The organism is Devosia sp. WQ 349K1 (genome assembly GCF_016595685.1).
Lineage (GTDB): Bacteria > Pseudomonadota > Alphaproteobacteria > Rhizobiales > Devosiaceae > Devosia.
In genome coordinates this window covers 330,834-344,623 of sequence record NZ_JAENGO010000005.1, presented here as the reverse complement: position 1 = coordinate 344,623, position 13,790 = coordinate 330,834, and the positions used below count along the sequence as shown (strand labels likewise).

12 protein-coding genes, 1 tRNA gene and 1 pseudogene are annotated in these 13,790 nt (G+C 54.1%); 7 read left to right on the top strand and 7 right to left on the bottom strand.

Annotated elements, in window-relative coordinates; translation table 11 throughout:
* Window positions 1-1,202 (top strand): annotated as a pseudogene (locus JHL21_RS12370) (IS3 family transposase); the annotation flags it as partial.
* A gap of 34 nt (window positions 1,203-1,236) precedes the next feature.
* Here the strand turns inward: JHL21_RS12370 and JHL21_RS18020 are convergent.
* Window positions 1,237-1,563: a DUF6538 domain-containing protein gene (locus JHL21_RS18020; RefSeq protein WP_367948187.1), complete on the bottom strand. Its 327-nt coding sequence runs from the start codon at window positions 1,561-1,563 to the stop codon at window positions 1,237-1,239.
* A gap of 387 nt (window positions 1,564-1,950) precedes the next feature.
* Between JHL21_RS18020 and JHL21_RS12360 the strand changes: the two genes are divergently transcribed.
* From JHL21_RS12360 to JHL21_RS12350, 3 genes are read left to right on the top strand one after another with little or no spacing between them, the layout of a single operon-like run.
* Window positions 1,951-3,234 carry a hypothetical protein gene (locus JHL21_RS12360; RefSeq protein WP_200213763.1) on the top strand — a complete coding sequence of 428 codons (1,284 nt, stop codon included), beginning with the start codon at window positions 1,951-1,953 and terminating at the stop codon, window positions 3,232-3,234.
* Entirely contained in the window at window positions 3,234-4,379 is a 1,146-nt protein-coding gene (locus JHL21_RS12355) for a hypothetical protein (RefSeq protein ID WP_200213761.1), read from the top strand. Before JHL21_RS12360 ends, JHL21_RS12355 begins: the two co-directional genes overlap by 1 nt.
* A 26-nt stretch (window positions 4,380-4,405) precedes the next feature.
* A complete protein-coding gene (locus JHL21_RS12350) occupies window positions 4,406-5,041 on the top strand; it encodes a hypothetical protein (protein WP_200213759.1) in 636 nt (211 codons plus the stop codon).
* On the opposite strand, the gene JHL21_RS12345 is transcribed toward JHL21_RS12350, so the two are convergent.
* From JHL21_RS12345 to JHL21_RS12330, 4 genes are all read right to left on the bottom strand, one after another.
* Window positions 5,019-5,645 (bottom strand): recombinase family protein, encoded by a 627-nt coding sequence (locus JHL21_RS12345; RefSeq protein ID WP_200213758.1) that lies wholly within the window; start codon window positions 5,643-5,645, stop codon window positions 5,019-5,021. The genes JHL21_RS12350 and JHL21_RS12345 overlap by 23 nt on opposite strands.
* A gap of 152 nt (window positions 5,646-5,797) precedes the next feature.
* Window positions 5,798-6,079, bottom strand: a complete 282-nt coding sequence (locus JHL21_RS12340; protein WP_200213756.1) for a hypothetical protein — start codon at window positions 6,077-6,079, stop codon at window positions 5,798-5,800.
* A 943-nt stretch (window positions 6,080-7,022) separates the two neighbouring features.
* Window positions 7,023-8,774, bottom strand: coding sequence for a site-specific integrase (locus tag JHL21_RS12335; RefSeq protein WP_200213754.1), 1,752 nt, complete (start codon window positions 8,772-8,774; stop codon window positions 7,023-7,025).
* Between the two features lie 90 nt (window positions 8,775-8,864).
* Window positions 8,865-8,954: transfer RNA gene (locus tag JHL21_RS12330), tRNA-Ser, on the bottom strand.
* A 225-nt stretch (window positions 8,955-9,179) separates the two neighbouring features.
* Here JHL21_RS12330 and JHL21_RS12325 point away from each other — a divergent pair.
* From JHL21_RS12325 to JHL21_RS12315, 3 genes are all read left to right on the top strand, one after another.
* Entirely contained in the window at window positions 9,180-9,503 is a 324-nt protein-coding gene (locus tag JHL21_RS12325) for a hypothetical protein (protein ID WP_200213752.1), read from the top strand.
* Between the two features lie 76 nt (window positions 9,504-9,579).
* A complete protein-coding gene (gene msrA, locus JHL21_RS12320) occupies window positions 9,580-10,230 on the top strand; it encodes a peptide-methionine (S)-S-oxide reductase MsrA (RefSeq protein WP_200213750.1) in 651 nt (216 codons plus the stop codon).
* A 78-nt stretch (window positions 10,231-10,308) separates the two neighbouring features.
* Entirely contained in the window at window positions 10,309-10,680 is a 372-nt protein-coding gene (locus JHL21_RS12315; protein ID WP_200213748.1) for an MmcQ/YjbR family DNA-binding protein, read from the top strand.
* On the opposite strand, the gene JHL21_RS12310 is transcribed toward JHL21_RS12315, so the two are convergent.
* Together JHL21_RS12310 and JHL21_RS12305 are read right to left on the bottom strand one after the other, a co-directional pair.
* Window positions 10,664-12,451 (bottom strand): hypothetical protein, encoded by a 1,788-nt coding sequence (locus JHL21_RS12310; RefSeq protein ID WP_200213747.1) that lies wholly within the window; start codon window positions 12,449-12,451, stop codon window positions 10,664-10,666. The two genes, JHL21_RS12315 and JHL21_RS12310, sit on opposite strands and share 17 nt — an antisense overlap.
* Window positions 12,452-12,575: 124 nt before the next feature.
* The gene (locus JHL21_RS12305) at window positions 12,576-13,640 is read right to left on the bottom strand and encodes a nucleotidyltransferase family protein (protein WP_200213745.1); all 1,065 of its coding nucleotides are present in this window, start codon (window positions 13,638-13,640) and stop codon (window positions 12,576-12,578) included.
* Window positions 13,641-13,790: the final 150 nt, after the last annotated feature.

Below are 13,790 nucleotides of genomic sequence, written 5' to 3'. Positions count from 1 at the left end.
CGGCGTGAAGGCATCGCCCAGAGCGTCTATTACTCTTGGTCAAAGGAGTTCATGGAAGCTGGCAAGCGACGTTTGGCTGGTGACACAACTCGTGCCGCCACCAATGATGAGGTTCTGGATTTACGCAGGGAAGCAAGCGCGCTCAAGGAATGCGTTGCGGATCTGACGCTCGAGAACCGCCTGCTTAAAAAAAGCATGATCGGGGATGGGGAGGATATCGAATGAGATATCCCGCATCTGAAAAGCTCGAGATTATCCGGCTGGTTGAGCAATCGCATCTCCCCACCAAACAGACGCTGGACCGGTTGGGTATTCCGCGGCGAACCTTTTATCGTTGGTACGATCGCTACTTGAACGGTGGCCCTGAGGCGCTGGAGGATCAATCCTCGGCACCAAGCCGGGTCTGGAACCGTATCCCGACCGGTATCCAAGACCAAGTCATCGAGATGGCTCTGGAGCACTCCGAGCTGAGCCCGCGCGAACTGGCGGTTCGCTTCACCGATGAGAGGGGCTATTTTATCTCAGAAGCCAGCGTTTACAGGCTTCTCAAGGCCCATGATCTCATCACCAGCCCCGCTTACGTAGTGATCAAGGCGGCCAATGAGTTCCACACCAAGACCAGCCGTCCCAACCAGATGTGGCAGACCGATTTTACCTATTTCAAGATCATCGGCTGGGGCTGGATGTATCTCTCCACGGTGCTGGACGATTACTCCCGCTACATCATTGCCTGGAAACTGTGCACGACCATGCGGGCTCAGGATGTCACCGACACTCTGGACTTGGCATTAGCAGCTTCAGGGTGTGATCAGGCGCATGTGCGGCACCGGCCGCGCTTGCTGAGTGACAATGGCCCCAGCTACATCGCCCAGGATCTAGCCGACTATATCGCAGCCAATGACATGGAGCATGTGCGAGGTGCGCCGCTTCATCCCCAGACACAGGGCAAGATCGAGCGCTGGCACCAGACGCTGAAAAACCGGATCCTTGTAGAGAACTATTTCCTGCCCGGTGATCTCGAAAGCCAGATCGAAACCTTCGTCGAGCACTACAATCATCGGCGCTATCACGAGAGCCTCAACAATGTGACGCCTGCAGATGCCTACTTCGGCAGAGCATCTGCCGTCATCAAAAACCGCGAAAACATCAAACGCAAAACAATCCAGCATCGACGCTTGATGCACCATAGGCTTGCCGCATAACATCAACCGAACGACGAGCAGTGCTCTCCGCTAATTAAAGCGCAAATCTGAGACAAAGCATCTGACGACGGACACGAGAATACTTTTCACGCTCTGCCCAAGAGTGCTTATCAGGATCAACATCATCCATGATGCGGGATAGGATCGTCCGCAAAGCAGCGCGGGCGTCAGGCTGCAAGCCTGCGCTCCTCATCACTGCGAATGCCTCTTCGATCCTCACAATTAACGCCCATGCACGTCGCCGGGCAATTCGCATATTGCTGGTGCGCAATGATCTGCGAATGTCCGAGCAGCCAAGGCGATCAACCAAATCCGCAGGTACCGCTTTGCGGAACCAAAGGACGTGACCTCGCCGGTGCACGAAAGATGCGTTGGATCTAAGCAAGGAACAAACACCCCAATCTTTGTGACGGGGCGCTATGACAGAATCCGACTTCTGAGTCGGTATCTAGCCTAGCAATTTCAATGACTTAGGTAATGGCGGAGAGAAAGGGAAACTCAATCCCTCGACAAAAGTATATGCAACTCAATAACTTAACAACTCACCGGCACTGCGGCATGTACCACATCAATGTACCAACTGTAAAGTTGCTGTAACGAGAGCCCCCGCCAAATGTCTTCTTAAGCTCACCTAATCCAGTCCCTATCTCCTGCATCAGTTATCGCCCCCGACTGTTCAAACGATTGTCAAATCGAGAATATTATATGACGTTGTCTGAAAGCACCCTTCTCATTTCAGGAATTACGTATGTCAGCTCACTATTCCGATATGCCAGCAAAAGAGAAGGGGGCATGGATTAGTCATCACGCCCAGAAAACATCTGCAGTAATGAACGCTGCGGCAGAATTCCCTGCGCTTGACGCCGCAGGAAAGTCAGCGACACTATTATCTCAGCTCTCTAGTAACGACGAAACTAGAATTTCAGCCGAAAAAGTAGATGTATTCGCGCGAGCGTCCGGCATAAATCCACGCACTGAGTTACCTTCACTTCTATCGATACTTCAAAGCAAGCGCCTCATAGACAGGAGCTCTTCAGGAGAGGTCGCGATATTGGGTCTGACGACCAGTGCCACGGTCCAACACGCTTTTGAGATATTCGAAGGTCAGGCACCGAGCAAGGAAGAGCGGGCGTCGATAGTGCTAGCGGACATATCGTCAGCCGCGCCGCTAAACTACTCCAATGCATCTCAAGTCATATCAGACGAATTCAGGCTTTCGGGTTCAGAAACGAAGGAATTGCTAGAACGAGCTGAACGCATCGGCTTCGTAGATGGTGAGAACGACGGCGATGAGAGAATTTTATTCAATGGCAATCTTTTCCGAAGGGACTCCGTCACTAAAACCAAAGCGATATTGTCTTCCGTAACCCATTCAGAAAGCGAGCGAATTTGCGAACTGGAAGCTCTTCTCCTGAAACACGGAGCCATCCCGGTCAGCACCGCCGAAGCGACGCTCTCAGTTGAACTCTTTGCGAAACTTCGTGCGGCAGGAATGTATGATGTCAATCACGTCATAAACACCACGGGCGAGTACGGCTTTATCACTCGCCCTGCCGCATTCCACAAATTCAATGACCCATTATCTGACGACGCCTTTGACCTCGCAAAAGCCCTAGTCGCAGCACTAAGTTATGGAATGACGCAAAGGACCGAAAGCACTGGTCGCATTGAGGTTATCGCTGCACTACTGCGAAAGCTGAATGCAGGCCGTACAATAGGCCCTGCGACCGCTATAGGGGAAGACTACAAGGTTCTTGAACTCAAGGGAGTGATCGAAACATGGCCCGGAGAGAAATTTGGCCATTACATGCGTTTACGCAAAACTGATATCGGTGAAATGGCGCTCGCCGTACTGACTACTGGCGAAGCGGCATCTGCCAACGCTATCGACCGGCCATTTTCGGGCAGCATGTCGGGCTTCGCAGGTCCGGAAGCGACTAGAAGCGATTTCCGCCAGAAAAAACAAAGCGCGCCGAGCAAGATACAGACGAGAGATATTCTCGCCGTGCTCCGCACAGGAGGTGGAATGTGATGGCCGATAAAAAAGCACCGGATAAAGGCGCAGCACTGGAAGAAATTCTGAAGTTCCATTTTTGGAACAACGGTTATTTCGCAGTTCGTGGCGTGCCGTTTCGAATTGAGCAAGACGACATCACTGACATCGACATCTGGCTATATGAACGACCTGTCGCTACAGCACGCAGAAAACTTATTGTCGACGCGAAAAACAAGAAGGTTCCCCGAGCGGCAGAAAGGCTAGTTTGGGCTCGAGGTCTACAGGTCGCATTAAACGCAGATGGAGCGATAGTCGCGAGTACTGACAAACGGCATAGTTCAAAGCGACTAGCGAAGCTGTTGGGCGTTACGTTGCTAGATGGGGATAAACTCCAGAGACTGTCGGCTGTTTCGCCCCCCCAAAAGAACCACATTTCGTCAGATGAGTTTGACGAATTGTTTAAGGCGGCAGATGCAGAGCGGCGAACGGCTTTTTGGAAGACCGCTATTCTCGATGCGCGGGCAGCACTGCTCGCCGCGCTTGGGATACATTCCGCCAATATTGCATTGCGATCTGCGGCATTTTTTGCTGAACAGGCCGCTTTAGCATCGCCAAATTCTCATAATGCACGGGTCGCATTGCGAGGGTTCTATTCCTGTGCCGCATACGTAGGCCTTAGTCTAGATCATTACCTAGCAGAGCACTCACTTCTATCCGCTCAAGATCGCCAGCAAGTACTAAACAACGGATTAAAGTTTGGTCACCCTGAGGGCTTCAGTGCAATCCCCGCCTACAGGACCGCACTTGCTCTCATTAGGCAGTTCGGACCAAACGGGAACAGCTTGGCTAGGGAGTTCGAGTTAAACATCAAGGCACAAGCTCAAACCGTTTCAGCCGAAATTCTCTCCGAATACGTCTCGCGTATAGCAACTGGCGACACTCTGTATATCCTAGCGAGAGAGTTGGAGAACTCGGCTTATCTAGCGGATGTGCCTAGCTTCGACACTCTTTCCTCCGAGGGCAAGTCTTTCTTGGGCGTGATGCTAGATTTTTTCAGCTTGCCTAGAGAAAATCTCGCTCAATCCGTCAGCCCCCGAAACTCACATCCTACAAATGGCCTCTCCTCGAATTTGCCTGTAGGTTCCCCGTCGCTATTCGATCAGGAACAAGAAAACGAATAGACGCCTATTCAAGCAAAGGCTTCGAAATGAATTCGCACAAAACCCACATTGAACCTGAGGCAGGCAATCTGCGTTTCGGACTTGATGCATCGCCCGATTGGCTATCAAAAGCAAAAAGAGAGCTGGAAAGAATTACTCACGCCGACGACGCCGATAAAATGGACCATGCGATTAACGCGGCAATTACTATCGGCCAGTTGGCGGACTGGATTTTTCACGACGCGCAAGTTGTATACAACCTTCAAGATAACGAAGTGGGGGAATTCAAGAAGCAAGCCAAGCTTGCCTGCCAAGCATTCGCGATTATCACCGACATTTCAAACGCGACTAAGCACTTCAGCCTAAATCGGAAACAGTCCTCGCAGGCATTACGCGTAAGCCAAGGGCAGGTCATAATCCCGAGAGATTTTCAGTTCACAGATTTTGTATCGCCAGTGAACGAGCCGTTTGCAGCCAATATCCGGTCAATGCGTACGCTTATTGATGACGACGAAATAGTTGGGTTCCACTATGTTGTCGGAGATCACAGAGTTTCGACACCAGCTGGCCCCCAATCATTTGAAATCTCATGCAGCCAAGCGATATCTTTCTGGGAAGATACACTAAACGACATCACCAACGGGCAGAAGCTACCTTGGTTTAATCGACCACATCAAACCTAGAACGAGTGGCCAGCCTTCCGATAGTTGAGCGCGAGCATTTCGTTGCGGCTTGGATGGTGCTCCAGCTTACCCCTTCCGAAAGCATCTTTAGGATAGCTGCATTACGCTCCGCATCTTCAGGGCGACCCTTGTAGGCCCCTTTAGCTTTCGCCTGAGCAATGCCTTGCGACTGACGCTTTCGCCTATCCTCGTAGTCCTTACGGGCAATCGCAGCGAGCATATCCAGCAGCATGCCGTTGATCGCCTCAGCCATGCGCGAAGTGAAATCGTCCGCGTTCTCGACAGCCAGCTGCCACGAAGTTGGAAGGTCTAGAGCTACGACCCGAACCTTCCGCTCTGCGATCTCGGCTCGTAGACGCGCCCAGTCAGCAGCGTTCAAACGGCTGAGACGGTCCACCTGTTCAACGAGCAACACATCTCCGGGGTGGCAATCGCCAAGCAGCCTAAAAAGCTCAGGGCGAGTCAGTGAGGCCCCGCTTTCGTTCTCGATGTAGGTTGCGGCGATAGTTAGGCCACGCGCCTCTGCGAAAGATTCCAGCTCATCCCTAGCGCGTGTTGCGTCTTGCTCTTTGGTGGAAGCGCGGAGGTAGGCACGTACGAACATTGGGCACCATCAGTTCGATTAGGATGGTTCGCAAATGAACGGTTCGATTTGAGTTGTCAAACCGATTTATCGAACCATCAACAGAACTGGTTCGCTTAGGGCATACCCAAAAAGCCAGAACAATCGCCCCGGCGAGCAGCGCTGAACCCTGACTAACGCCGACCATTCAGAAATGTCTGGAACGACACCACATCAGCCAAATCTGGACGATAGGAGAATTCAAGAACCAGCTCGATTTGTTGCTGACACACTTTGTCGCTGCTAATCATTATCAAGTTGGCAGGAAACAAAAAACTAGCGAGGAAAAGTTGCACCAAAGGTTCCCCGAAGAGGTCTGCCAGAAAATAGGAAACTACGTCTACCGGTTGATTGACCCGCGCAACGGCGAGACCTTTTATGTGGGGAAAGGCAAAAACAATCGAGTTTTTGATCATGCCGAAGGCCTGCAAAGTGTCGACGACGACGCAGACCAAAACTTGGGGCCAAAACTTGAGCGCATTCGCGCAATCAAGTCCTCAGGGCTAGAAGTCCTTCACGTCATACATCGTCACGAGATACCAGACGATGCTATCTTCGAGGTTGAGGCTGCGCTCATAGACGCTTACCCCGGCCTCACCAACATCCAAGGAGGCCATGCGAGTAGCTCTAGGGGCCCAATGAACCACTTGGAACTCATCGATAAGTACAGCCTCCCTGAGTTCCCGGAACATCCTGACCACGCGTTGGTCGTTATCAACATCAACAAGCTCGAGGACAGGTTTGATCGCCGGGCCGTCTATAACCTAGTTAGATTTTGCTGGCGCATTTCGAAGACGAGAGCAGAGAAAGCGGAGTATGTGCTGGCAGTAGTCAGAGGCGTGGTAGTTGGTGCATTCCGCCCTACCCGATGGATGTACGCCACTCCAGAGAACTTCCCTGACGTCCCTCACGCTGACGGTTCAGAGAGACATCGAGTTGGCTTCGTTGGTGAGGATGCCCCTTCAGAAATCTGGGACCTTTACGTGGGAGCGCGTGGAAAACGGATTACCAACCCTAAACTTAAGCACGTTCAGAACCCGATTAGATTTTGGAAGGTCTAGTCCCGTGGGAGGCATTCTCAGTAGAAACGCGCTGCCTATTCTGAAATGATACTGATTGAGGGGGAGGGACGGGGGACATGCTCAGCGACTGAGTCGATTGTGCCGTCTCGCATTTTTAGCTGAAAACTAATGCGACCAGCAGAAGCAATGCCAGACCTAAGCTTCCAAGTATGACCCCTCAAATACGATCATGCTATGATAGGTAACTACCGGGGGGCCTCCTAATGTGGGGGGTAATCGATTTATGCCAAAACCGTCCAGTTTTGAGGCTGCATCTAGAAGGCGGCGACACCAATAGTCAGCAGCTTATTAGGTGCGATAGATCAAGCCCCTTGTATTCGATGCGCCTCACCCACTCATCAAGCTTCGGCAACACGTACCCTTTGCCATAGCGAGCTGCCATACCCTTCTCGCTATGCCCTTGGAGTGTATTCATGATCTCAGTGGGCATCTCGGCGTCTCGGCAAGCATCTTCAAAATTGTGCCGGAAGCTGTGAAAGCTAGTCTTGGCCGTCTTCACATCGCATGTAACAAGAAAGCGGGTGAAGAACTTGGAGAATGGTGAGGAATAATAACCATCCTCACCCATTGGCAGATCAGGGAAAAGTCGCTCCTGCTTAACCCTACGCCTGCGCTCGAGCAAACGCGCTAGCCCCATCTTCACCAATTCAGGATGGACAGGAATTAGTCGCTGGGCATTCGCGGTTTTAAGGCGTTGGTCCTCATGCTCATCGACCAACACGAAATGCAGCACACCCTGAGCCTCTTGGACGTCCGCCGTCCTGAGCTGAATTATTTCTCCCAATCGTGCGCCTGAATAAAGGCTTATGAGGGGAACCCAGTACTTACCACTGTCGCTCAGCACCTCGCTACCCGCTCGTGCCCAGAAGCGATTGGACACACAACCCGTGTATATGGGGGCACGAAAAATTCCGTTGAGCTGCGCTATCGTGAATGGGTCTCGTTCATCTCGTGCGCTAGCCTTGATTTTGAGCTTGAGCTTATCGAATGGATTGCCCTTGGCCTCGTCGTAATTCTCGGCTGCCCAATTCCAGAATGACCCCAAAAACATAATGACCTTATTTATGTTTCGGTCAGACATTGGAGGCAGACCCAATTCTGAGGCCTTCTCACTAGCGCTCGCGAAACCCAAACTGGCAAGAGCCGAATGCTTGGACCAGTTGGGAGGCAGTCGCTGCAAAGCTTGCTTGAACGCACGTCCGTCCGACTTGCTATAATCTCCGATGGGACGGTCACCGACCAGACTGAGAAAATGTGCAGACCAGACTTCATGTTCTCGCCGCGTTTTCTCAACCCACGCCGAACGCGACTTTTCTTCAATCCAAGCCTTGCGAACGACAGACGCCAGTGGCCCCGCACCAGAGGCAACCGCAACGCTAGCAGCAATGCCGACTGACGAGCGTTTAGCAACCTCTGCGGTGCGAACAACATCCCCTCGATTTCTCGCCTCCACGACGCCCTGAGCGCGCACAATCGCAGCCAGAATAGCCCTGACCGCAGGTTTCCAGCTCGGAGAGTCGGGCGCTAGGTTAATCCCTAGTTCGGTCCAAGACAGCACCTCCTCAGCCTCATCCCTATAAAAGGATTCGACCTTGCCCCGCGCATACAGATGGCGAGCAACATCAGCAAACTCCCCGAACTCCTCGGCGTATTCATCAAAAGATTGGACGGGAGTTTTCGGTAGAGGCTCGTCTAACTCGTAAAAGCCTGTGTCACGCACATCATCGTCCTCCTCGAGCAGATGACGGAAGTACGCCTCTTCAACGGCCAGCAACTGAGCATCGGTTAAGGCTTGGACGGGAGCGGTGGACTTGACTTCTAGATTTCGACGATGCGCTTCAAACCGCAGATCGATCTCGCGAGAGATCTTCCGAGCCAACACCACCGCTTCGCTGTGATTACCGGTACCGAGGGACACTTTTTCCTCAGACTTCGGATAGGTAGCCTTGATGTCCAAAGGCACAGCCGCGCGCACATAGTATGTTGTGCCGCGTTTAATCAGACGAGGATGTTTGGGCATGTCGCTCATAGCTCCACTGTACCAGTGTAATGGACCTGTGCGAAGCTCAAGCTATTGAATTTGCTGTGTTCCCAAGGAATGCGGGGTTCTTGGGAATTATGGCGGAGAGAAAGGGATTCGAACCCTTGAGACGGTTCCCCGCCTACACACTTTCCAGGCGTGCGCCTTCGACCACTCGGCCACCTCTCCGCATCGCTGTTTCGGACGAACCGATAGGGGTTGGAAATCCCTGCGAGCGAGGCGCAATATACTCAGGATCGTTTCGGACGCAAGGGATCGTTCGCCGACATTCTTGAGTTTATCACCATCATCCGTTTCAGCTTACCAGCGAGGGTGATAAGATGGTCGACATGAGGGGTGAAAGGGTTGCGCCAATAACTGTGTTTCCCCGCCCCACGAACGAAAGAGGGTAGTATGCGCGCAGTTTTGAGGTTTTTGGGCACATGGATTATCGCCCTCAGCCTGATTATGCTGATCATCGACGGCACAAAATCCCTCGCCTCCAAGTCAATTACTTGGACTAGCCTTGAAAACTTCTGGACCCAACTGAACCCATCCACGCTCGAGGCGACATTCTCTTTTGTAGGAAGCCGTTACTTTGCAGACATGCTGCAGACCGGTCTCTCGACTTTGTTGGGTTACCCCGCTTTTGCGGTGTTCGGAATCCTGGGGATAGTTCTTGCGCTGGTGGGGCGTCGTCCGCGCCGCGAACGCTTTTTGCAGCCTGAGTACATCTAACCTCCAGCTCTGGCGCTTCGCCGCTCCAATCCCCATGTAGGGTGCACAGCCTCAAACGCAGACACAGGAGCGGTTCATGTTTTTCCGCAAGCCAGCTACTCTTCCTTCTGCCAGCGAATCCCTGCCCGGCCGCACTACCGAGATGCCTATTGCCGAACACCATTTCGTCAATGGCACGACGCTGAAGGGGCCTTATGCCGACGGGAGCCAGACAATCTATCTCGCACTCGGGTGCTTCTGGGGGGCCGAGCGCCTCTTCTGGCAAGTACCAGGCGTTCTGGTCACTGCAGTGGGGTATCAAGGCGGGCACACGCCGAACCCGAGCTATGAGGAAGCTTGCTCTGGCCTCACCGGTCACACCGAGGCTGTTAAAGTGGTCTATGACCCCGCGCAGATCTCGCTTGAGGCACTGCTGAAGACCTTCTGGGAAGAACACGACCCAACTCAAGGGATGCGCCAAGGCAATGATGTGGGCACGCAATACCGGTCCGCCATCTACACGACGACACCCGAGCAAGCAGCAGTGGTCGACAAAAGCCGCGCTGCCTATCAAGAGGCGCTGCTGGCGCGTGGCTTGGGACCTATCACCACGGAGGTCGGCCCTGCCGGCCCCTTCTATTATGCAGAAACCTACCATCAGCAATATCTTGCCAAAAACCCAAATGGCTATTGCGGCCTAGCGGGCACAGGTGTCAGCTGCCCAATAGGCTTGGGCGTCTCGGCCTAGTTGAGGCGCTGTCCCCTCACATGGTAAGCATTTCGCGCTCCGATCCGTCGGGGCGCTTTTTTTCTTTCCGGACCGGCCGTGACTTATCCAGCGATCATGCATCGGGAGCCGTTTGAGAGCTTCGTCTTAAGCCTTCCGGCCGTAACGCTGGTCCGGCAATGGCGCGACGACTCTGTCGCCAAGATTGGCGGTAAGGTGTTTTGCTTGCTCGACAAGAATCCGGGCGAGATCTGGCTCAAAGTGTCGCCTATGAGTTTTTCCCTGATGATTGAGGTGGAAGGCATTCGCCCCGCGCCTTACTTCGCCCGCGCCGGTTGGGTGGCGATCTCCCATCGCAGCCCACTGACCGAGCAAGACATTTGCGCCTATATCGTGGAAGCACGCCGGCTGGTTGCTGCAAAACTCTCCAAACGATTACAAGCCGAGCTCGGGCTTATTCCGGCGCAATAGCGTAGACCTTGAGCGGGCCTGCAGACGGCACCTCATGCAACCATTCGGGCACTTGCCCCGCGACGATGAGGCGCAAAAGCGATCGACCATCCCCCGATTTTTCGACGCCCATTTCAGGCATGGACGGGCATGTGACCACCAAATTTAGACCGCGCTTGCGCGCAATCGCTAAAGCGTCAGCTTCGCTGCTTTGGAAAAAGCGGAAGGCGTCCAACACCCCCTGCTCATTGCGATGATAAGGCGCGGCCACAACATGGTGCGGCGTATAAAGCATCATATGCGCCCCCAGATCGATAGGCGTCATGATCCGCTCAACTGGCAAGCCTGCCAGATCGACAAACGCGTCAGGCAGTAGGCATTCTTGCCGTGCGCCTATGTCTAAAGAGGCCTCTACGGAGGGCGCATTGCCCGTCAGGGCCAATACGGCATTACCGCCAAGGCCCAGCACTGCACCTGCAGAGACTAGCCAGCTCACAAGCAGCCCCAGCGTACTCAAAAGATTGGTGTTCCGAAGATAGTTCTGCCGAGCCACCACAATCAGCCATGCTGCCATCGGGACAGATAGGCTGGTGGCAAGACGCGCTCCGCGGATCTGAAACAGCATGGCAAGACTGGCCAGAGCCAGAAAGCACACCAGAGCCAGCCAAAGGTCGATGTTCACGCCACGCCTGAGCGCTACCACACCGATGATAAGCCCCAACACCACGGGCACAGTCACAACCAAAGCATAAACCGGTCCGTCGACCAGGCTCACATGCCATGGTCTTGCCTCGACAATATTATTCAGCCAATTGGCTTGCAGCCAGGGGTCGAGCGTGCTGTAGGGGCCTTGCAAGCACTGCGGATAGGCAAAAGCGAGAATGCTCAGTGTTCCCGCCCCGAACAGCGCTAACAAAGCCAAACGGCCGAACGCGTGGTTTTGTTGGGGCAGCAGCGCGACCGCGCAATAGCTCAGCCCAACCAAAGCGGCGGCGAGCACATAGACTGGCGAGATCATATCACATGCCGCTTCCAACCAGCGATCCGGCATACGCGCGGTGGCGAGAAAGAAGGCGCTGCTGAGCGCAAAGCTTATTCCAAAGCGCATCATCGCATGGCGCTTTTGTCCGTCGAGCACATAGGCAAGGCCAAAGGCCAAGATTGCTCCGGCGACAAGCGGCAGAGCCTCAATCGCCACGGCGATAGAAAAGGCCGCGAAAAATCCCGCGAGCCATGCGCCGACCGAGCGACGCTGCCCGATCAGCGTTGCCAAGACCGTCGCCAAGGTCAGCACGACCACGACATTATGGTGATCAAGCCGACCCGGTGAGAATTCGGCCATCAGCGCTGGATTCAGCACGGGCAGAAGCGCAGCGGGAAGCACACCCTCTGGCCCCACCAAAGTTTTGGTGATGCGCACGGTGAGATAAATCAAAACGGCCAAGAGCAACAGCGGCCAGACCATCCCGGTGACAACCACCGCCGTGCTCGCGCCGAAAACCCATGTCGAAACTGCCAGCAGGGCGACGATTGGCAGATCGACGAAGCGCGACCAGTGCAGCTCCGCGCCAAAAGGCGTATTGAGCCGGTGCGCAATAAAATCAAACCACGGCTGACCGTTCAGAAAGTCGCGCGCAAAAGCCAGCCGCATCGCGTCGTCGGTGTCGGCGAAAAGGGGCTGCACCTCGCCTGCCGCGAAAACACGGTAGAGCATCACGACTACTGCGCCCAGCCAGACAGCGCCGACCAGCGCCCACTCGCGGCGCTCCAAACTCGATCTGTCCCCCGACACGCCCTGCCCTCCAACGCGAGGCTTAGTTCTGGAACAAGAGTGGTTAAAAGCGGGTGTGTGCTGTGTTGGCCATGGTGACAACAGCCGACCGGACGGCAAGTGCCGAAAACACTTCTGGACTTCCTCAGGCTCTAAAAGAGGCAGTCAGGCGTCGCCAAAAAGCACGATCAAACAATTTACCGAAAAATTTCTGGGGCCGTGCATGTTTCCAGAACTGCGGCCGTGTCATGTCGGCGAGCAGATTGAGGCTCGCTGCGATCATCGTTCCGCTGCTACCGAGGTGCCTTAACTCGATTTCAGCAATCAGCCGTGCTGCACGGACACTCCGCCAGCGCGCTCTGTTATCACCGCGCAACGCCCAGTCAGCAACGACGCGCCAGTCGTCCCACAACCGCGCATTAGTCTTCGTACTCATTGCTCTCTCTAGCGCAATGCGCTCAGAGGCCTCCAGCCCCTCGTACAACAGTTCCAGCTCGATAAAGGAGCGTAGAAACAATCCACCATGCATGCTGTTTCTGTCGGCTCGGAGCGCGTGGATAAGAGTGATAACGATCTGATCGACGCGCGAGGGCATAAGCAGGCTAGGGGCTCCCGAAGCTGCGATGGCACTGCCCTCGACATCGCCGAGGAAACCTACATATGCGGGAGGTACGCATAGCACATGCGGCTCGACCCGCGCCGCATCTCCTTCTCGCCCAATTGGCGCAAGGTGATGCTCGCCGATTTTGAGCTCTAGTGTCGTTGGAAACTCGTCTACCGGATCCACGGTGATATAGCCGAGCTTTGCAAAGACTTGCAGGGCTTGGGGGGTGCTCACCAATATATCCAAGTCCGCCATCTGCCGAAGGCCGGGACGCGGATAAATTGGCCGAAAAATCTGGATAGCGCCCTTGAGCAAAATCACCCGCGCCCCAGCATTTTGGAGGGCACGATCCAGTTCCAATAATTGTTGACGCATATGGAGATGCCGCGCGACGTAATATGCTGGCTTGGGAAGGGCCGTATCCCAGTTCACCTCCGAGAGCAGATAGGCAAAAATAGGTTTAAGCCTGTGCCGCGTAGCTAAAGTTTCGATGCTTTGGACGGACACGCCAGCTGCCCGCAAGTGACGCAATTGTGCGAGTGGGTATTGCCCCTTAGCCGCATTGAAACCGATCTGAGCAAATGTACGCAGGTCTAGACGTGTCATTTCATAAGCGATCCCATAGCCGACATGCCTCGACCGTGCTGACGTCCACACAGTATGAACGTCAGCACCACGAACTCATAAGTCCTCGTGAAAGACAGATTCTATACACATTGGGCTACGTGGTGTTAAGGATTCCGTCGCCGGTTCAAT

What these genes read in the sequence shown, in the direction of transcription:
- JHL21_RS12360 (WP_200213763.1), top strand. Translation starts at nt 1,951, where the DNA reads ATGTCAGCTCACTATTCCGATATGCCAGCAAAAGAGAAGGGGGCATGG.
- JHL21_RS12355 (WP_200213761.1), top strand. Translation starts at nt 3,234, where the DNA reads ATGGCCGATAAAAAAGCACCGGATAAAGGCGCAGCACTGGAAGAAATT.
- JHL21_RS12350 (WP_200213759.1), top strand. Translation starts at nt 4,406, where the DNA reads ATGAATTCGCACAAAACCCACATTGAACCTGAGGCAGGCAATCTGCGT.
- JHL21_RS12345 (WP_200213758.1), bottom strand. Translation starts at nt 5,645, where the DNA reads ATGTTCGTACGTGCCTACCTCCGCGCTTCCACCAAAGAGCAAGACGCA.
- JHL21_RS12340 (WP_200213756.1), bottom strand. Translation starts at nt 6,079, where the DNA reads ATGATCAAAAACTCGATTGTTTTTGCCTTTCCCCACATAAAAGGTCTC.
- JHL21_RS12335 (WP_200213754.1), bottom strand. Translation starts at nt 8,774, where the DNA reads ATGAGCGACATGCCCAAACATCCTCGTCTGATTAAACGCGGCACAACA.
- JHL21_RS12325 (WP_200213752.1), top strand. Translation starts at nt 9,180, where the DNA reads ATGCGCGCAGTTTTGAGGTTTTTGGGCACATGGATTATCGCCCTCAGC.
- msrA (WP_200213750.1), top strand. Translation starts at nt 9,580, where the DNA reads ATGTTTTTCCGCAAGCCAGCTACTCTTCCTTCTGCCAGCGAATCCCTG.
- JHL21_RS12305 (WP_200213745.1), bottom strand. Translation starts at nt 13,640, where the DNA reads ATGACACGTCTAGACCTGCGTACATTTGCTCAGATCGGTTTCAATGCG.